Origin of the sequence: Aquidulcibacter sp. (genome assembly GCF_049239865.1) — a bacterium.
Lineage (GTDB): Bacteria > Pseudomonadota > Alphaproteobacteria > Caulobacterales > Aquidulcibacteraceae > Aquidulcibacter.
The window spans coordinates 25,949-44,050 of record NZ_JBMLTR010000200.1; the positions used below are offsets into that span (position 1 = coordinate 25,949).

The window sequence follows — 18,102 nt, forward strand, 5'->3', positions numbered from 1 at the left end:
AGGGGGTCTATGCGGCCCACACTCATGCTGCGAGCATATGGCTGCTAAATCACCCCCCTCACCCCCGTCCCCTCTCCCCCAAGGGGGCGAGGGGAGGTAAACGAGTTCCACCGTCCCCATGATCACCACCCTCTACCGCCAAAAGGCCGAGCAAGGCCTAATCAAGTTCGACCCCGCGCAAGCGGCGGCCGTCGAACTGTTGGGCGTCTTGCAAAACCGCCTGACGGACTGGCGGCCCGGTAAAGCGCGGTTCCTGTTTGGCAGGCCTGAACCTGCGCCTGAAGGCATTTATCTCTATGGTGGCGTGGGGCGCGGCAAAAGTATGCTGATGGACCTCTTCTTTGAGGTCGCACCCGTTGAGAAGAAACGGCGGGTGCACTTTCATGAGTTCATGGCCGAGGTTCATGCGGGGGTGAATGCCTGGCGCGCGATGAGCGCGGCAGAGCGCAAACAACAAGCCCATTTCGTCAAAGGTGCCGGCGACGATCCCATCCCGCCAGTCGCCAAGGCCATCGCCAATGAGGCTTGGCTATTGTGCTTTGACGAATTTCAAGTGACTGACATTGCCGACGCCATGATTCTTGGCCGCTTGTTTGAACAATTGTGGATGCGCCAAGTCGTGGTAGTCGCCACGTCGAACCGCCACCCGCGCGACCTCTACAAAAATGGCATCAACCGGCAACTCTTCTTGCCCTTCATCGCCATGTTGGAAGAAAAACTGGAGTTGCACGCCTTGGACGGCCAGCGTGACTATCGCTTGGCGCGCCTCGAAAGCCAGCCCGTCTATCATAGTCCACTCGATGGCCGCGCCTTTGCCGCCATGGATCAAGCGTGGGCGGCCCTCACCCAAGGAGCCCAACCCCGCCCGACCTCGCTGGTGGTCTCGGGCCGAGAGCTAAAAATTGCCCGCGCCGCTGCCGGGTGCGCTCGGATGAGTTTTGAGGATTTGTGCGTGGCAGCCCTCGGGGCCAGCGATTATTTGGCACTCGCCAAACGGTTTGAGACGCTGATGCTGGACGGCGTGCCGATCATGGGGCCTGAAAAGCGCAACGAAGCCGCCCGCTTCCGCACCCTGATCGATGCGCTCTATGAGAATAAAACCAAGCTGATCATGAGTGCCGAGGCCGAACCCGATCGCCTCTATGGCACAGGCGACCAAGCCTTTGAATTTGAGCGCACCGCTTCGCGCCTCTACGAAATGCGTTCGCGCGAGTATCTCGCGGCAGAGCGAGGTGGGGATGAGCCTCTAGACCCCTAACCCACCACGTGCATCGTCAAATTGATCCGTCCACCGCCCGGCACCAAAGTCGAAGAACCCGACAGCACACGGTCAATGCCGTGATAGAAGTGCCGCGACGCTCCACCCAAAACAACCACATCGCCTGAAGTCAACTTTAAGGACGATGTCGGCCCACCACGTGCTGGCCCGCCGAGACGAAAGATTGCACTGTCGCCTAAAGAGATGGACACGACAGGGGCGGCACGATCCCGCTCATCCCCATCCACATGCAAGCCCATTTTGGCCCCGTCGCGATAGAGATTGACGAGGCAGGCTTGCGGCAGAAGTGGGTAATTGGCTACCGCCTGCCACAAATCGAGAAGAACCTGCGGAATAGCTGGCCAGGCTTGGCCCGTGACGGGATGAGTGGCTTGATAGCGATAGCCGCCATCGCGGTCCGACACCCAACCGAGCGGACCTAAGTTAGTCATCTCAACACTGAAGGGCTTTCCTGTTTTCGGCATGCTTGGACGATAGAAAGGCGCAGCCTCAATCAAGGGTGCCAAGGTCGCCAATAGCGCTTCTTGGGCCGCCCGATCCAGATAGGCGGGATAGAAGTCAAAACCCGAATGCAATTGGTTGCGCACGCATTTCACCTTCTAGCCTTGCGGTCCAACAGAGCGACACCATATGAGCCTCAGCGCCCTTCACGGGCATTTTACTGGCAAAACAACATAGCCGTTCTTTTGGGCTTCCGCATGGGGGACAAAAAGATCGGTGTCCGCTTTTAAGGGACTTGAAGAACATGAGCAAAGTCATCGGTATCGACCTCGGGACCACCAATTCCTGCGTAGCCATCATGGACGGCAAATCGGCCAAAGTGATTGAAAACTCTGAAGGTGCGCGCACCACGCCGTCGGTCGTCGCCTTTGCTGCTGATGGGGAGCGCCTGATCGGCCAACCTGCTCGCCGTCAAGCCGTCACCAACCCAGAACAAACCTTCTTCGCCATCAAGCGCCTTGTCGGCCGCACGTTTGACGATCCGATGGTCAAGAAGGATATCAATCTGGTTCCTTATAAAATCACCAAAGGCCCCAGCGGCGACGCTTATGTCACCGGCCGCGACAAGGATTACAGCCCTTCTGAAATCTCGGCCATGATCCTAACCAAGATGAAGGAAACGGCAGAAGCCTATTTGGGCGAGACCGTGACCCAAGCCGTCATCACCGTGCCTGCTTATTTCAACGACGCCCAGCGCCAAGCCACCAAGGATGCGGGCAAGATTGCTGGCCTTGAAGTGCTGCGCATCATCAACGAGCCAACCGCTGCGGCTTTGGCTTACGGGATGGATAAGGGCGGCAACCGCACCATCGCCGTTTACGACTTGGGCGGTGGTACGTTCGACGTGTCCGTGCTGGAAATCGGCGACGGCGTGTTTGAAGTGCGCTCGACCAATGGCGACACCTTCCTCGGCGGGGAAGATTTCGACATGCGCATCGTCGACTATCTGGCTGACGAATTCAAAAAGGAAAAAGGCGTCGACCTGCGCAATGACAAATTGGCGCTGCAACGTCTGAAGGAAGAAGCCGAAAAGGCAAAGAAAGAGCTGTCGACCACCGCTCAATATGAAGTGAACCTGCCGTTCATCACCATGGACGCAACCGGCCCACTTCACTTGAACCTGAAGCTGACCCGCTCGAAGCTGGAAGCTTTGGTCGATGATCTGGTTTCGCGCACGATTGATCCGTGCAAAGCCGCGTTGAAAGACGCTGGCCTGACGGCGGCAGACATTGATGAAGTCGTGCTTGTAGGTGGCATGACCCGCATGCCAAAGGTGCAAGAGGCCGTGAAGCAATTCTTCGGCAAAGAGCCACACAAGGGTGTGAACCCGGATGAAGTGGTGGCTTTGGGTGCGGCAATCCAAGCTGGTGTGTTGCAAGGCGACGTCAAGGACGTGTTGTTGCTGGACGTGACGCCATTGTCCTTGGGCATCGAAACAAAGGGTGGCATCTTCACCCGCTTGATCGAGCGCAACACCACCATCCCAACCAAGAAGAGCCAAGTCTTCTCCACCGCTGACGACAACCAGTCGGCTGTGACCATCCGCGTGTTCCAAGGCGAACGCGACATGGCAGCAGATAATAAGTCGCTCGGCCAGTTCGATCTCGTCGGCATCCCACCTGCACCAAGCGGCGTGCCGCAAATCGAAGTGACCTTCGATATCGACGCCAACGGCATCGTGTCGGTCTCGGCCAAGGACAAGGCGACCAACAAAGAGCAATCGATCCGCATTCAGGCCAATGGTGGTCTGTCCGATGCCGATATTGATCAAATGATCAAGGACGCTGAAGCCAATGCCGACGCCGACAAGAAGAAGCGCGACTTGGTGGAAGCCAAGAATGGCGCTGAAAGCTCGGTCCATATGGTTGAAAAGCAATTGAGCGAATTCGGCACCAAGCTGGAAGTCGCTGATCGCGAAGCGATTGAAGCAGCTGTTGCTGCGACCAAAGAAGCGGCTTTGGGTGAAGATGTCGAAGACATCCAAGCCAAGACCCAAGCTTTGATGCAGGCCGCCATGAAAATTGGTGAAGCCATGTATGCTGAGCAGCAAGCCGGTGCGGCGGAAGCCGATGCCAAAAAAGATGCAGGCGACGACGGCGTTGTCGACGCAGACTTCGAAGACGTCACCGACGACAAGAAGTAATCGAAACAACCCCCTTGCGGATGGGCCCTGAAGGCTCGTTCTCAAGGGGGTTCGCTTCGGGCCTTGGTTGACGGACGCACTGCCTCTCCCGCTTTCCCACCAAGCCTAACGTGTTCGCTGATGCCCGTGGTCCACACGCAGAGCGCACACAAAGCGACCTCTAGTCAACAATCCAGCTCTATTTCGGGGATCTTATGAGCGACGATTATTATGATCTTCTGGGCGTGGCCCGTGATGCGGACGAGGCAGTGCTGAAAAGCGCCTACCGCAAGAAGGCCATGCAATGGCACCCCGACAAAAACCCCGGCAATGCCGAGGCTGAGGCAAAATTCAAAGACATTAATGAGGCCTACGCGGCGCTGTCGGACCCACAAAAGCGGGCGGTCTATGATCGGTATGGTAAGGCCGGCCTCAATGGCGGTATGGGCGGCGGTGGCGGTGGCGGCTTCCAAGGCGATGCTGGCGACATTTTCGAATCCGTCTTTGGCGACATTTTTGGTGAAGTGTTTGGCGGTCGGCGCACGCAACAACGCGCGGGCCCGGCGCGTGGCGCTGACTTGCGCTATGATTTTGAAATCACGCTTGAAGAATCTTTCCGCGGCAAGGATGCTGAGCTTAACATCCCTACCAATCAAGTCTGCGATGTGTGCGACGGCTCTGGCGCAGAACCTGGCACGCGCCCAGAGGTCTGCCCGACCTGTAGCGGCACGGGCCAAGTGCGCGCTCAACAAGGCTTCTTCATGATGCAACGGACCTGCCCCACCTGTCATGGGCGCGGCACCATCATCAAAAAGCCCTGTAAGTCCTGCCATGGCCATGGCACCAAGCAAGTCGAGCGCACCTTGTCGGTCGCGATCCCTGCTGGTGTTGAAGATGGCACGCGGGTGCGCTTAACGGGTGAAGGCGAATTGGGTGCACGCGGCGGCCCAAGGGGCGACCTCTATGTCTTCCTATCCGTCAAAAAGCATGAGTTGTTTGAGCGCGATGGCCCCACGCTCTATTGCCGCATCCCGGTCACCATGACGACGGCGGCCTTGGGCGGCAAGATCGAAGTACCGACGATTGATGGCGGCAAGGCTGAGCTTGATATCCCAGAAGGCAGCCAAACCGGCCGTCGCATCCGCTTACGCCATCATGGCATGACGACGTTGAAGTCGGCCCTGCGTGGTGACATGCATGTCGAACTCTTCGTCGAAACCCCACGCAGCCTATCGGCGCGTCAAAAAGAACTCTTGCGCGAGTTTGCTGGCGAGTGCGGCGAAAAGAGCCACCCAGAACACACAGGCTTTTTTGATAAAGCCAAGGGCTTTTGGGACAAAGTGACCGGGACGGAGTGATCAGTCCGCTTTAGGTGGCCGCTTTGCCATCAGGGTGCGGGTCATAACGCTCATGACCAATAGGCCGTCCTGATCTTGCACTTCATGGCTGGCCGTCAGCACGCCTTCGCGGTCATTGCGGTCTTCTGTCGCCAAAAAGGTCAGGCGAACGGATAATTCTTCGCCGGCATAGACCGCCTTATAATAGCGCAGCGCATCTTGGCCCAAGCGCTGTAACACGGGCCATTCACGAGTCTCTTCCCACAGCATCCGCCGCCAGAGGGCATAGACATGGCTTTCTGCGGCGCGCGGCCCGGCCCCTTCGCGACCCTTTTCGCTGGTCTTCAAAGGCAAATTCGGCGCAAAACGCTCGTGAAATAAGCTAATATCCTCTGCGCTTACCAAGGCCGCGCCGAAATCATAGGTTCGCCCGACGATGATATCCTCAAACCACCAACCCGGTTGTCTCGGCAAAATGCTCACGCAGAAGTCCTTTCCGTTTTCGGCCCCCTAAAGGGGTTCAGACCCGAAGGTCCAACGGTGGTTTATTTCGCTTGGTTTTTCCAGCCCTAGTTTCCGTCATCACAGTGTTTTTCTGCGCGACCCAGACCCGCACCATTGGCCAGCACCCCGAAGGACGCTAAGTAACGGTGGAAAAGGACTTTATGCATGAAACGCGCGCTCTTGGCTCTCTGGCTCTTGTTCTCGTGGGTTGGCTTCGCGCAGGCGCAAGTCCCCGCTGGGATCTCAACGCCAATTGGCATCAGCGCCAGCTCGCAAAATGTCGAGATCACGCTGATCAGCGAGCGGGCAGCCGTTCAAGCCGGTGACGTCTTCCACGTTGCCATCCGGCAAAAGATTGCGCCGGACTGGCATACCTATTGGCGCAATCCCGGCGATTCTGGCGAGCCAACTTATTTGAACTGGACTTTGCCCGACGGCGTCAAAGCAGGCGAGATCAAATGGCCCGCCCCCACCGCCATCCCCTTTGGCCCATTGGTCAATTACGGCTTCTCAAAATCCGTTGTTCTGCCGGTGGAAGTGCAGGTTCCGGCCTCCGCCAAGCCCGGCACCAGCATCTCGCTCAAAATCGATGCCACCTGGCTTGAATGCGCCGATGTCTGCATTCCTGGCGAGGGCAGCGTAGCGATCACTCTGCCCGTTGAAGCCACAAAGCGCGACAGTGGCGATGCCTCGGCCATCCAAGCCGCGCTCGCGTCTCTGCCCAAGCCCTTGCCGGGCAAAGCCCATTTGACCGATCTGGGCGCTGGTGGCCTGCAATTGGTGGTCACGGGCGTACCCGCAAACGGCAAAGCCTATTTCTTTCCCCATGAACTGAAACTCGGTGCGCTGGTTGATTTTGCCGCGCCACAAGAATTCGTGCGTGGCAAGGATGGCTTTGGCTTGAACCTTGTGAAGTCCAAATCCTTGCCAGACCCCTTTGTCGGCCCGTTTGGGGGTGTTTTGGTGATTGGCGATGGCAAGGATGCCAAAGCCTATAGCCTCAGTGCGGAACTGATCGCAGCCGCCCCCATGGCGGCCGTTGCGGGATCAAAGCCAGCCGGCGGGACCGATGTTGGCCTGATGCAAGCGCTGTTGTTCGCCTTCTTAGGTGGCCTGATTTTGAACCTCATGCCATGCGTCTTCCCGATCCTATCCATGAAGGCCTTGGGCCTATTGGAAGCCTCGCACGGGGATAAAGCCGAAGCGCGCACCCACGGCCTGTGGTACGGGTTTGGAGTCTTGGCCTGTTTTCTGGGGCTTGCAGGGCTGCTGATTGGGCTACAGGCCGCTGGCATGGCCGTTGGGTGGGGCTTTCAGTTGCAGTCACCCGCCATCATCGTTGGCCTTTCGGTTTTGATGGTTCTGATCGGCTTCAATCTGTTGGGCTTTTATGAGATCGGCACCTCTCTGCAAGGTGCCGGCGCTGGCCTTGCCAGCAAAGGTGGACATGCAGGCTCGTTCTTTACCGGCGTCTTGGCCGTGGTGGTCGCGGCCCCCTGCACCGCCCCCTTCATGGGCGTGGCCTTGGGCTTTGCCGCAACCCAGCCCCCGATTGGGGCCTTGAGTGTGTTTGCAGCCTTGGGCTTAGGCTTTGCGGCACCTTTTGTCGCGCTGACCTTTATGCCCGGCCTGATGCGCGCTTTGCCAAGACCTGGACCTTGGATGAGCCGACTACGGGAAGCTTTGTCCTTCCCCATGTTTGCAACGGCCATTTGGTTGATCTGGGTCAGCAGCGCGCAAGTCGGTCAAGCGGGCGTTTTGGCAGCTCTCGGTGGCGTCTTGGCTGCAGGCTTTGCCGTTTGGATTTGGCGGACTTGGCCGGGCCATAAAGGGCGCTCCGTCGCCTTAATAGTCTTGACTGCGGGCTTGGTTGGGGCGGGAACCTATGTCACCCAAGCCCCGGCAAAAGCCACAGAAGCCGCCTCCTCCAGCTTTGGTGGTGAGCCTTGGACGCCCGCCCGCGTCGAAGCGCTGCAACAAGAGGGCAAGACCGTCTTTGTCAATTTCACTGCCGACTGGTGTGTGACCTGCAAGGTCAATGAAGTCACCGTCTTTGCGGACCCTGCGGTGCGCTCGGCCTTAAATGGCGACAAAGCGGTCTATCTGGTGGCGGACTGGACCAGTCGCGATGATGTGATCGCCAAAGCGCTGGCAAGCCACGGGCGCGTGGGTGTACCCCTCTATCTGGTCTATAAGCCGGGCGTGGCCGAACCCCAGATCCTGCCGCAATTATTGAGCGCTGAGGTCGTCAAAACTGCCCTGAACTAGGAGGAGAGCCGATGAGATTTGTTTGGCTGACAGCCGCATTGGCTCTGGCGAGCTTCACTTGGCTCGATAGTCGCGCGGGCGGCATCTATTCTCCAACCGAGCCCAATTCTCACCCCAAGACCAAGGGCGTGCCGCCAGTACCCGGTGCCATGGCCCCTAGCATTTCTATGCAGGATACCAATGGGCGTAAGTTTAATTTAAGCGCCTATCGCGGCAAAATTGTCGTGCTGGAATGGACCAATTTTGAATGCCCCTATGTCGCCCGCCATTATGGCAGTGGTGCCATGCAGGCGGTGCAGGCTGCAGCGCTTAAAGATGGTGTCGTGTGGTTGACGATTTTCTCCTCAGCCCCCGGCAAGCAAGGCTATCAGGACGCTCGCGGTGCCGACTATTTCACCGCCGAAAAAGGCGCCAAACCCACCGCCAAAGTGCTGGACCCAACAGGCGTGGTCGGACGGGCCTTTGGCGCACGCACTACCCCGCATATGTTTGTGATCGATGAGACGGGCCATATCGCCTATGCCGGTGCAATTGACGACCAACCCCGCGCCGTCCTGCCCGCAGGCGCTGTGCCCCGCAATTATGTGCGCGAGGCGATTACGGCAGTCAAAAGCAAACAAGCCCCGGCCATCCGCGCCACTGCGGCCTATGGATGTTCGATTAAATATTCGGGAAGTTAGTCGTCGGCTTCCGCCAAACGACGGGCGGTATCATCGGCGATCAAAGCCTCGACCATTTCTTCTAGGCCGCTGCCTTCTAAAAGCGTATCGAGCTTATAGAGCGTCAAATTGATGCGGTGATCCGTCACGCGGCCTTGCGGGAAATTATAGGTGCGGATGCGCTCAGACCGATCGCCTGAGCCGACTTGGCTTTGACGGCTGGCAGAGCGCTCTGCCGCGAGAGCGGCGCGCTGTTGCTCATAGAGGCGCGCCTTCAAGGTTCGCATCGCATTGGCGCGGTTTTGGTGTTGGGATTTTTCCGACGAGGTTACCACGATCCCGCTGGGGATGTGGGTGAGACGCACGGCGGAATCGGTCTTGTTGACGTGCTGACCACCAGCCCCGGACGAGCGATAGGTGTCGATGCGAATGTCTTTTTCGTGGATTTCAATTTCCACATCTTCGCGGGCGGGCAGCACTGCGACGGTTGCAGCCGACGTGTGGATACGACCACCCGCTTCGGTGACAGGGACACGCTGGACGCGGTGCACGCCGCTTTCAAACTTCATGCGACCAAAGGCCCCTTCGCCCGAAACCGAGGCGATGATTTCCTTATAGCCGCCCATTTCGCCGTCTGAGACGCTTTCAACTTCCACCCGCCAGCCACGCGTGGCGGCATAGCGCTGATACATGCGAAATAAGTCACCTGCGAACAGGGCCGCTTCATCGCCACCGGTTCCAGCGCGCACTTCCAAGATGACGTCAGCCTCGTCATCGGCATCCTTGGGCAAGAGCAGGATTTGCAGACCCTGCTCCATCGTCGGAATAGACTCGCGCAGGATCTCCAGCTCGGCCTGGGCCATCTGCGCCATTTCGTCGTTATTGGGCAGATCGAGGATCATTTGCTCAAGCTCAACGCGTTCGGCGCGCGCTTTTTCCAGCGAACGGATCGCATCGGCAACCGGGGCGAGGCTGGAACGCTCTTTCGACAGGCGCATGATCTCACCCCCGTCTGAACAAACAGACAAACGGGCATCAATCTCGTCAAAGCGGTCGAGAACACGAAAAAGGCGATCTTGGGTCAGGCGCATGAGACCGCGGCGGTTAGCATGACATGGGAGGGTCGGTCGAGGGATGGACACACAAGCGCGGCGCTAGTGGCCGCACCCATGCGTGGCTCAAACGAAAAACGCGACCCCGAAAGGTCGCGCTTTGAAGGCTGTGAGGCTTGGGCGGTGGACACCCAAGGCCCAACACCAAATTTAGGCAGCAGCGGTTTCAGCCAGCTTTGCTTTGATGTCGCGGCGAATCTTGCGCGCACGATCCGACATCTTGGTCTCATCGATCTTCACGATGAAGCCATCGAGGCCACCGTTATGATCGACCGAGCGCAGAGCTGCCATGGTGATGCGCAGCTTGAAAGCGCGGCCCAAAGCATCCGACGCCAAGGTGACGTCTTGCAGGTTTGGCAAATAGCGACGCTTGGTCTTAATGTTGGAGTGGCTGACGATGTGGCCAACCATAGGTCCAGTTCCAGTCAATTCGCAACGGCGCGACATGGCGATTTCTCTCTTGCTAAAGCCTTGTCACCCTCGAATAAGAGTGTTCATCGGCGAATTCGTGATTTCTGCCTTGTCCAGAACCCTCAGCCCACACCATCGTGGGCCGGGACAGGATTGGACCAGCCAGAAGAGGGGCGCGGATACGGGTTTGTGAAGATAAAGTCAAGACAAAGGGCGGTTTCAAACTGCCAAACCGATGTTGAGCGTGGCAGCTGTGCCCTCTGACCGCAAGCGACCGCTTTTTGCCGCTTTCTCATCAGATATTAACTTTATCGCCGCACTGAGGCCGTATTCCTTAACTAGGTGTCGATTCTAACAGTTTCGTTCCTAATTTCTGTTCGCGCGAACAGAGCTGACCATTGAACCCATTAGTGAGGCGTGCATGGACGCGGTAGCCACAGTAACAAGCTTTTCCTTCCTCGATTTGTTCCTCAAAGCCGATTGGATCGTTAAGGCGGTGATGATCGGATTGGCCTTGGCCTCGGTCTGGTCTTGGGCTGTTGCGATCGACAAATGGCTGCAGATCCGCAAGCTGGAAGCCGGCGCCCGCATTGTGGAGGCCGCTTTGGCTGAGGGTCGTGGCATCGATGCCATCGAAGAAAGCGCTAAGCCAGGTGACGCGATGGCACGGGTTGTCGCCGTGGGTATGGCCGAAGCCCGCCTCGCCCGCCGCATTCCCAATCAAACAGAAGTTGGCCTTGGCCGCGCGATTGAGCGGATGGAACGGGTGATGCAGGCCGCGACTGCACGAGAAATGGCGCGCGCTGAGCGTGGTCTAGCCGTTCTGGCGACCATCGGATCGTCCGCGCCCTTCGTCGGACTGTTCGGCACAGTCTGGGGGATCATGAATGCCTTCCGGGGCATTGCCCAATCGCGCGATACGAATTTGGCAGTTGTGGCTCCAGGTATTGCAGAGGCCCTGTTTGCCACGGCACTGGGTCTGTTGGCGGCTATCCCAGCTGTCATTTTCTACAATTGGCTCGCAGGGAGCCTAGACCGGTTTGCCACCCGCTTGGACGCGTTGAGTGACGATGTGATCGCACGGGTTTCCCGCCGCTTGCAGGACCCGAACTAATATGGCGATCGGGATTGGATCTCGGCGCGGAGCCGGTAAACGCGGCCGACGTAGCCGCCGTCTGATGGGCGAGATCAACGTCACGCCCTTTGTCGACGTGATGCTGGTGCTGTTGATCATCTTCATGGTCGCGGCCCCCTTATTGACCGTAGGCGTGCCGGTAGATCTGCCTAAGACGGAGGCCAAGAGCCTGCCCAGCGAACAAGAACCGCTGACGGTGACCATTCTCGCTAATGGCCAAGTCTATTTGCAGAATGAAGTGGTGGCTTATGATCAATTGCTGCCACGCCTGACGGCTTTGGCTGGCGAAGGCTATGATCGCAGAATCTTTATTCGCGCTGCGGAAAAAGCCCCGTATGGTATTGTGATGCAAGTCATGGCGCGGGTGAATTCTGCTGGCTATCGCAATCTGGGATTGGTGACCGATACGGTCGAGCAATAGGATAGGCCCCGAGCGCATGCGCGCCAGTGACCCCCATATCGCCAGTCTGAAGTGGCAAGAGCCCAGTCCGTTTGGGCCGGGTGTCGCCGTGTCGGCTGTGGTGCATGCAGGGATTATCGCGCTGGGCCTTGTACTGTGGCAGAGCCCGCCCGCCTTCACACCCGAAGATGTCATCCCCGTTGCCATTGTCGCCGACACACCCAGCGCGATCGGACCGGAAACCGCGGCAGAGACGGTGCGAACTGGGGAAGAGACGAGCCCGTTGACGGTGGCGGAGGCCCCGGTGTCTGATGCCGCGCCAGCGCCAGAGCCGACACCCGTGGCCCCTCCGGCACCTGCACCACAACCAATCCAACAGGCACCACCACCCAAGCCAGCCCCCGCGAGCGCGCAGAAAGCCGCTACCCCACCGCCAGCACCCACAAAGACCAGTCCGCAAAAGGCCTTACCCAACCGACCTGCGCCCAGCCTGCCAGCTAAGACCAAGGCACCCGCCAAGCCGACCCCTGATCTTCAATTTGACTTCGCCGCCGCCAGCAGAGCAGCGAGCCAAGCAGATTCTGGTGGCCGAAGTGCACCAAAGCTCGCCGCCACAGGTCAGTCCGCCAAGCAGGGTCGTGCCGGTGGCGGCACCATCCTCGCTGGCGATCTTGAAAGCGCCCTGCGGGCACAGATTTACCAATGTTGGCGACGGCCAGCGGATACATCGCCCCGGTTGGTCGTCCGTCTCCAAATCGAATTGAAGCCAGATGGAAGTTTAGCGTCGGATCCGAAGTTAATTCGCCCGTCCACGAAAGCGGGGGCCGATGATAAGCTTTTGGTTGCCATTGAGGACGCGGTGCGTGCTGTCCAGCAATGCGCGCCGTTTTCCTTGCCTGCTGATCGTTTTACCCAATGGCGCTTAGTGAATTTTGACTTTGACGCCCGCAAGGCTGATCGGCCTTGATGTAAAGCTGTCTATAACGAAAATTTGTCCTACCTTGCCGCAAAATATTCATCTTCTAGGGTCAAGAAAACGATAATGACACCACGCCTTCTCTTGTTTCCGACCCTGACCCGCGCAATCCGTGCGGCGCTGACGGGGATTTTGCTTGCTCTGGCTTGTCTGACCCCGGCATTCGCGCAATTGAATGTCAGCGTGACCGAGGGGCATCGGCGGCCGATGCCGATAGCGATTGCAGATTTCTCAGGGCCACACGGTAGCTCTATCGCTGGCGCTGTGCGCGACAATCTTGCGCGCTCGGGCCTGTTTCAAGTCCAGAATCCAGACTCCTTCTTGCAGCGCGATATGGATGTAAACGTCGCGCCCCGCTTTGCCGATTGGCGGATCACCAAGACCGAAGCTTTGGTTGTTGGGCGTGGTGGCGTGAATGCAGGCCGGTTGCGGGTCGAGTTTCGCTTATGGGACGTCTATGGCGAAAGCCAGATGTTGGGGCTGGAATTTGCGACCACCGACGAGAATTGGCGCCGGATCGCGCACAAGGTTTCTGATGCCATCTATCGGCGCTTGACCGGTGAAGTTGGCTATTTCGATAGCCGGGTTGTGTTTGTTGCCGAAAGCGGCAGCCGAACCAATCGCGTCAAACGCCTTGCCGTCATGGATCAGGATGGTGCCAATCCCAGCTATCTGACCGATGGCACCGAGCAAGTTCTCAACCCGCGCTTCAACGCACAGGGTCAACAAATCGTCTATTCAGCTTTGACAGACCGCGGCATCAAACTCTGGGTTGTCGATATTGAGACCGGGCGGAAAGAGGCTGTGGCCATTCCAGGCAATATGGCGTTTGCGCCCCGATTTACCCCGGACGGCCAGTCCATCATTTTCAGCGCGGACCGCGACGGCGATGTGGATGTGTTCATCAAAAGCTTGCGGACGGGCAAACTGACGCAACTGACCCGCAATCCCGCTATCGACACCTCGCCCGATATGTCGCCAGACGGCAGCCAGATCATCTTTACCTCAGATCGCGGTGGCGGCACACAAATCTATGGCATGAATGCCGATGGATCGGGCGCTCGCCGCCTGACCTTTGGCGAAGGCCGTTACTCGACCGCCGTTTGGTCACCCAAGGGCGATTTGATTGCCTTCACGCGCCAATTGGGCGGGCAATTTCAGATTGGCGTGATGGCAGCCGATGGGTCGAACTTGAAGATATTGGCAGAAGCCTATTTGGTTGAAGGCCCGACTTGGTCACCCAATGGCCGCGTCATCATGTTCCAGCGTGAAGGAGGCCCCGGTCAATCACCAAGCTTGTGGACGGTCGATGTCTCTGGCACCAATCTGCGTAAATCCCCTTGGTCCGCGCCGGGTTCAGACCCGGGCTGGTCCGCAACCCTGCCTTAAGCGTTTTAGTCTTGTCGCGTTCAATCCCACCTTTTGGAAACACCCCTTCACTTAGGAGCCTATTATGACCCCTTCCCAAAGCCTGCCCCCAAAAGCCCCAAGCTTCAAAGTCCGTTCGCTCTCCTTGTTGCTGGTCTCCAGCTTGGCCTTGGTTGGTTGCGCCAGCACCAAAACTGCAAAGCCGCCTGTTGCTGAAACCACTGCCCCAATTGCTGCGTCGAATTCAGAAGCGGCGTCGACGATGGCGCCAACCGCACCCGTTGCCAGTGCGCCTGTGGCCTCTGCCCCTCTGGCACCGGCGACTATGGCCGATACGTCGGGCCAATCTGAGACTTCGAATTCCGCTGAAAGCCTTTCGCCTTATGCCTCTTTGGCTGAAGCCGGTGAGCGCATCTTCTTCCCAACCGACCGTTTTGATTTGACCGATGAAGCCCGCTCTATCCTGACCCGTCAGGCAGCTTGGATCAAAGCCAATCCCGGCAAGCGCGTCTTGATCGCTGGCAATTGCGATGAGCGCGGGACGCGTGAGTATAATTTGGCCCTGGGTGCACGCCGGGCCAGTGCCGCGCGCGACTTCTTGGCTGGCCTGGGTGTTGATACAGACCGGATCGAGACCGTTTCTTACGGCAAGGAGCGCCCCATTGATGAGCGGCCAAGCGCTGAAGGCTGGGCTGTGAACCGGAACGCGCAAACCATGTTGCTGGATTAATCATGGCCACCGCTCAAGTCGCCCCTCCGATCTTAGGCCAACTGGCAACCTTCCCCGGCAAGACGGCGCAGCGCCGTCTATGGGCTGGGGTGTGCTTAAGCGTGGTGATCATAGGGGCAGGCTTGATGCTGCATGCAGAACCTGCTCTGGCGCAGGCACGCGGCGCAAACCCGCCCGTGCCTGCTGCTAAACCGGCCGGTCCAACGCCTGTTGCGGTGCCGCCAATCTCTGCCGAACCCATTTCGGCCCGCCTGATCATCCGCCTCGAACAAGTGGAGCGCCAAGCCGCCGAGTTGACGGGGCGGATTGAGGTTCTGGAAGCAGAGCTTGCCAAGCAGCAGACAGTCCATAAGCAATTGGTTCAAGAATTAGAGGCCGAGCGCGCGAACAAGGCCGCGATCAGTGAGAGTTCTGCGCGTGTGGCCGAAGTATCGACCGTAGAAAGTAGCCCTGCCGCTCCGCAAGAGGTGCAGGCCTTGGTCGGTGAAGCGCCGCCTGCCCCTGCCCCGCCACCGGGGGCAGAAGCCTTATTCAACGCGGCGCAACTAGCGCTCCAACGCGGGGATTATCTAACGGCTGAGACCAATCTGAACATGCTCGTCACCAATTTTCCAACCGCGCCAGAAGGCATTGAAGGCCGCTGGCTGCTGGGGGAAGCGCGTTATGTTCAGTCTGCTTGGGGCCCAGCTGCAGAAGCCTATCTGAGCTATTTGGATGCGGCCCCGCAAGGGCGACGCGCCTCGGAATCCTTGGTGCGCTTGGCAGGGGCCTTTGGTCAGTTGGGCAATACCAAGATGCGATGCTCCGCGCTTGGCGAATACAAGCGCCGGACGCCCAATCCGGATGCAACGCTGAAGGCGCGGGCAGACGCTGAAGCGGCGCGATCGCCATGCCCGACCACCTAGCGGGCAAGGGCGCGGAATACCCCGCCTCTAGCCCAATCGGTCAGGCACTTCCAGACATTTTCGCAAAGCTCGACCGCTGGCGACAGGACTTTGGGTCGCCTCTGCTGATCGCCGTGTCCGGCGGTGGTGACAGCATGGCTTTGTGCCGGATGGCAAGCCTATGGGCCAAGGCCTCTGGTGCATCTGTTCATGCCGTTTCGATTGATCACGGCTTACGGCCAGGTTCAGCCGATGAAGCCGCCCAAGCCATTGCGTGGGCGCGCGCACTTGGCCTTCCCGGCGAAGTCGTTCGGCTAGATGATCGACCCGCACAGGGCGGCCTGCAAGCTTGGGCACGCCAAGCCCGCTATCAAGCTTTGGCATCTGTCGCCAGACGCGTAGGGACCAAACTGATCCTTATTGGCCATACGTGGGACGACCAAGTTGAGACGATCTGTTGGCGCCTCGCGCGGCAATCTGGTTTGGACGGTTTGGCTGGTATCGCAGAACTCGCCATCAATCCCTTTGCCCCGCTTGAGGCCCCAAACCTGCTGGGACGACCCCTTTTGGGGCTGAAACGCGCCGAATTGCGTGCTTGGCTATTGCGAGAAGGGCAAGGTTGGCTGGAAGATGAGAGCAATCAAAATCTAGACTTTGCCCGAATCCGTACCCGCAAACTGGTGGGTGAGATGGCCGCACAAGAGGTAGATCTCGAACGTTTCATCCGCCTCGCGGCCACAGCCGACGCGCTACGAAAAGCACAAGAGCAAGCCACATTAGACCTTCTCAAGCGCTCTACCCTATCCCCATCGCCGGCAGGGTGGCATTTAGATGCCGCTACTTTTTTGGCTGCAGAGCCTGTGTTCGCCGAACGTGCCTTAGGCTGGTTGATCTATAGCCTCACCCAAGCTGACCACCCGCCAGAGGCCGACAAACTGGGCCGTTTGCGCGCCGGCCTCCTCGCAAACCCAACCCAACGCAGAACCCTTGGCGGCGTTGTTGTCGCGCGAAAAGGTGACGCACTTTTGCTGATGCCCGCCCCGCCTAGGCGCGGACAAATCGCCTGCCTGAGACCAACAGCACAGAGCCTATGGGCACGACTTTTTGCCGTTTCACGTCAACCACACGAATTTGTAACCCAATAAAAGCGAATTCGCGCAGATGACGGGCTTACATGATTGGATTGAACGACTATGTTAGACTCACCCCCTCCCAAAAAATGGGGCAGGGTGATCGATCATCCCCCATAAGGGGTGGTGATTTCAGAAAGAGATAACGATGAAGCTGCGCGATCTTGCAATCTGGGGATTTTTGGCTTTGGCACTGGTGACAGTGTTCACCTTAATGAACCGTCCCTCCCCATCTGCCTCGATGACGACGATGGCCTATTCGACCCTATTGACCGAAGTGGACAATGGGCGGGTCAAGGAAGTCACCATCATTGGCGACCAAGCACGTGGCCGCTTACAAGACGACAAAACCTTTGTCGCCATGGTCCCGTCTCAAGCGACCGATTTCGTGTCACGGCTAGAGAAGGCCAATGTCGAAATTCGCGCGGAATCTGTGCCACGCACGCCTTTCTTGAGCGCGTTGATCGCGAACTTGTTGCCATTGCTGATCATGGTGGGCCTGTGGTTTTTCCTGATGCGCCAGATGTCTGGCGGCGGCGGCAAAGGCGGCGCGATGGGCTTTGGTAAGTCCAAGGCGAAGCTTTTGACCGAAAACAAGAACAAAGTGACCTTTGACGATGTCGCCGGCATTGATGAAGCGCGTGAGGAATTGCAAGAAGTCGTCGATTTCTTGAAAGACCCATCGAAGTTCCAGCGCTTGGGCGGTAAAATCCCTAAAGGCGCGCTGTTGGTTGGCCCGCCAGGTACCGGTAAAACCCTAACCGCACGTGCGGTTGCCGGCGAAGCCAATGTGCCTTTCTTCACCATTTCAGGTTCTGACTTTGTGGAAATGTTTGTGGGCGTCGGCGCAAGTCGGGTACGCGACATGTTCGAGCAAGCCAAGAAGAATGCGCCTTGCATCATCTTCATCGACGAAATCGACGCGGTCGGTCGCCATCGTGGTGCCGGTCTTGGCGGCGGCAATGATGAGCGTGAGCAGACATTGAACCAGCTTCTGGTCGAGATGGATGGTTTTGAAGCCAATGAAGGCATCATCATCATTGCCGCGACCAACCGCCCCGACGTATTGGACCCAGCTTTGTTGCGTCCTGGCCGTTTTGACCGTCAAGTCACCGTCGGCCTGCCAGACATCTCGGGTCGTGAGAAGGTCTTGAAAGTTCACATGCGCAATGTGCCTTTGTCGTCGGATGTCGACGCGAAGACCATCGCGCGCGGTTGCCCCGGCTTCTCCGGTGCTGACTTGATGAACCTCGTCAATGAAGCTGCCCTTCTGGCTGCCCGCCGTG

The 18,102-nt window shown here is 58.3% G+C and carries 17 protein-coding genes; 13 read left to right on the plus strand and 4 right to left on the minus strand.

From position 1 onward, the window contains the following. Nucleotides 1–118 precede the first annotated feature (118 nt). Entirely contained in the window at nucleotides 119–1,258 is a 1,140-nt protein-coding gene (gene zapE / locus ACOVRA_RS14090; RefSeq protein WP_421720851.1) for a cell division protein ZapE, read from the plus strand. On the opposite strand, the gene ACOVRA_RS14095 is transcribed toward zapE, so the two are convergent. Further along, nucleotides 1,255–1,866, minus strand: coding sequence for an alpha-ketoglutarate-dependent dioxygenase AlkB family protein (locus tag ACOVRA_RS14095; protein ID WP_421720852.1), 612 nt, complete (start codon nucleotides 1,864–1,866; stop codon nucleotides 1,255–1,257). The two genes, zapE and ACOVRA_RS14095, sit on opposite strands and share 4 nt — an antisense overlap. Before the next feature lie 158 nt (nucleotides 1,867–2,024). Here ACOVRA_RS14095 and dnaK point away from each other — a divergent pair, with 158 nt between their 5' ends. Next, nucleotides 2,025–3,923, plus strand: coding sequence for a molecular chaperone DnaK (gene dnaK, locus ACOVRA_RS14100; protein ID WP_290808583.1), 1,899 nt, complete (start codon nucleotides 2,025–2,027; stop codon nucleotides 3,921–3,923). A 194-nt stretch (nucleotides 3,924–4,117) separates the two neighbouring features. Beyond that, nucleotides 4,118–5,260, plus strand: a complete 1,143-nt coding sequence (gene dnaJ / locus ACOVRA_RS14105) for a molecular chaperone DnaJ (RefSeq protein ID WP_421720853.1) — start codon at nucleotides 4,118–4,120, stop codon at nucleotides 5,258–5,260. Here the strand turns inward: dnaJ and ACOVRA_RS14110 are convergent, their stop codons facing one another. Beyond that, on the minus strand, nucleotides 5,261–5,722 hold the full coding sequence (locus tag ACOVRA_RS14110; protein WP_298230119.1) for a MaoC family dehydratase: 462 nt from the start codon (nucleotides 5,720–5,722) through the stop codon (nucleotides 5,261–5,263). A gap of 186 nt (nucleotides 5,723–5,908) precedes the next feature. Here ACOVRA_RS14110 and ACOVRA_RS14115 point away from each other — a divergent pair, with 186 nt between their 5' ends. Beyond that, the gene (locus ACOVRA_RS14115; protein ID WP_421720854.1) at nucleotides 5,909–8,011 is read left to right on the plus strand and encodes a protein-disulfide reductase DsbD family protein; all 2,103 of its coding nucleotides are present in this window, start codon (nucleotides 5,909–5,911) and stop codon (nucleotides 8,009–8,011) included. An 11-nt stretch (nucleotides 8,012–8,022) separates the two neighbouring features. Next, the gene (locus ACOVRA_RS14120) at nucleotides 8,023–8,691 is read left to right on the plus strand and encodes a redoxin domain-containing protein (RefSeq protein ID WP_421720855.1); all 669 of its coding nucleotides are present in this window, start codon (nucleotides 8,023–8,025) and stop codon (nucleotides 8,689–8,691) included. Here ACOVRA_RS14120 and prfA read toward each other — a convergent pair. Further along, nucleotides 8,688–9,761, minus strand: a complete 1,074-nt coding sequence (gene prfA, locus ACOVRA_RS14125) for a peptide chain release factor 1 (protein WP_298230122.1) — start codon at nucleotides 9,759–9,761, stop codon at nucleotides 8,688–8,690. The genes ACOVRA_RS14120 and prfA overlap by 4 nt on opposite strands. A gap of 171 nt (nucleotides 9,762–9,932) precedes the next feature. After that, on the minus strand, nucleotides 9,933–10,229 hold the full coding sequence (rpmB, locus tag ACOVRA_RS14130; RefSeq protein ID WP_290807580.1) for a 50S ribosomal protein L28: 297 nt from the start codon (nucleotides 10,227–10,229) through the stop codon (nucleotides 9,933–9,935). 385 nt (nucleotides 10,230–10,614) lie between these two features. Between rpmB and ACOVRA_RS14135 the strand changes: the two genes are divergently transcribed. From ACOVRA_RS14135 to ACOVRA_RS14170, 8 genes are all read left to right on the plus strand, one after another. Further along, nucleotides 10,615–11,307 carry a MotA/TolQ/ExbB proton channel family protein gene (locus ACOVRA_RS14135; protein WP_290807578.1) on the plus strand — a complete coding sequence of 231 codons (693 nt, stop codon included), beginning with the start codon at nucleotides 10,615–10,617 and terminating at the stop codon, nucleotides 11,305–11,307. Between the two features lies 1 nt (nucleotide 11,308). Then, nucleotides 11,309–11,749: an ExbD/TolR family protein gene (locus tag ACOVRA_RS14140; RefSeq protein WP_290807576.1), complete on the plus strand. Its 441-nt coding sequence runs from the start codon at nucleotides 11,309–11,311 to the stop codon at nucleotides 11,747–11,749. Between the two features lie 16 nt (nucleotides 11,750–11,765). Next, on the plus strand, nucleotides 11,766–12,695 hold the full coding sequence (locus ACOVRA_RS14145; RefSeq protein WP_421720856.1) for a cell envelope integrity protein TolA: 930 nt from the start codon (nucleotides 11,766–11,768) through the stop codon (nucleotides 12,693–12,695). Between the two features lie 75 nt (nucleotides 12,696–12,770). Then, the gene (gene tolB, locus ACOVRA_RS14150) at nucleotides 12,771–14,093 is read left to right on the plus strand and encodes a Tol-Pal system beta propeller repeat protein TolB (protein WP_421720857.1); all 1,323 of its coding nucleotides are present in this window, start codon (nucleotides 12,771–12,773) and stop codon (nucleotides 14,091–14,093) included. A 64-nt stretch (nucleotides 14,094–14,157) separates the two neighbouring features. Continuing rightward, nucleotides 14,158–14,802, plus strand: a complete 645-nt coding sequence (locus ACOVRA_RS14155; protein WP_421720858.1) for an OmpA family protein — start codon at nucleotides 14,158–14,160, stop codon at nucleotides 14,800–14,802. A gap of 2 nt (nucleotides 14,803–14,804) precedes the next feature. Then, entirely contained in the window at nucleotides 14,805–15,707 is a 903-nt protein-coding gene (locus tag ACOVRA_RS14160) for a hypothetical protein (protein ID WP_421720859.1), read from the plus strand. Then, nucleotides 15,692–16,831 (plus strand): tRNA lysidine(34) synthetase TilS, encoded by a 1,140-nt coding sequence (gene tilS, locus ACOVRA_RS14165; protein ID WP_421720860.1) that lies wholly within the window; start codon nucleotides 15,692–15,694, stop codon nucleotides 16,829–16,831. Before ACOVRA_RS14160 ends, tilS begins: the two co-directional genes overlap by 16 nt. 133 nt (nucleotides 16,832–16,964) lie before the next feature. After that, nucleotides 16,965–18,102, plus strand: a 1,138-nt coding sequence (locus tag ACOVRA_RS14170) for an ATP-dependent metallopeptidase FtsH/Yme1/Tma family protein (RefSeq protein ID WP_421720861.1), incomplete at its 3' end; no start/stop codon positions are given.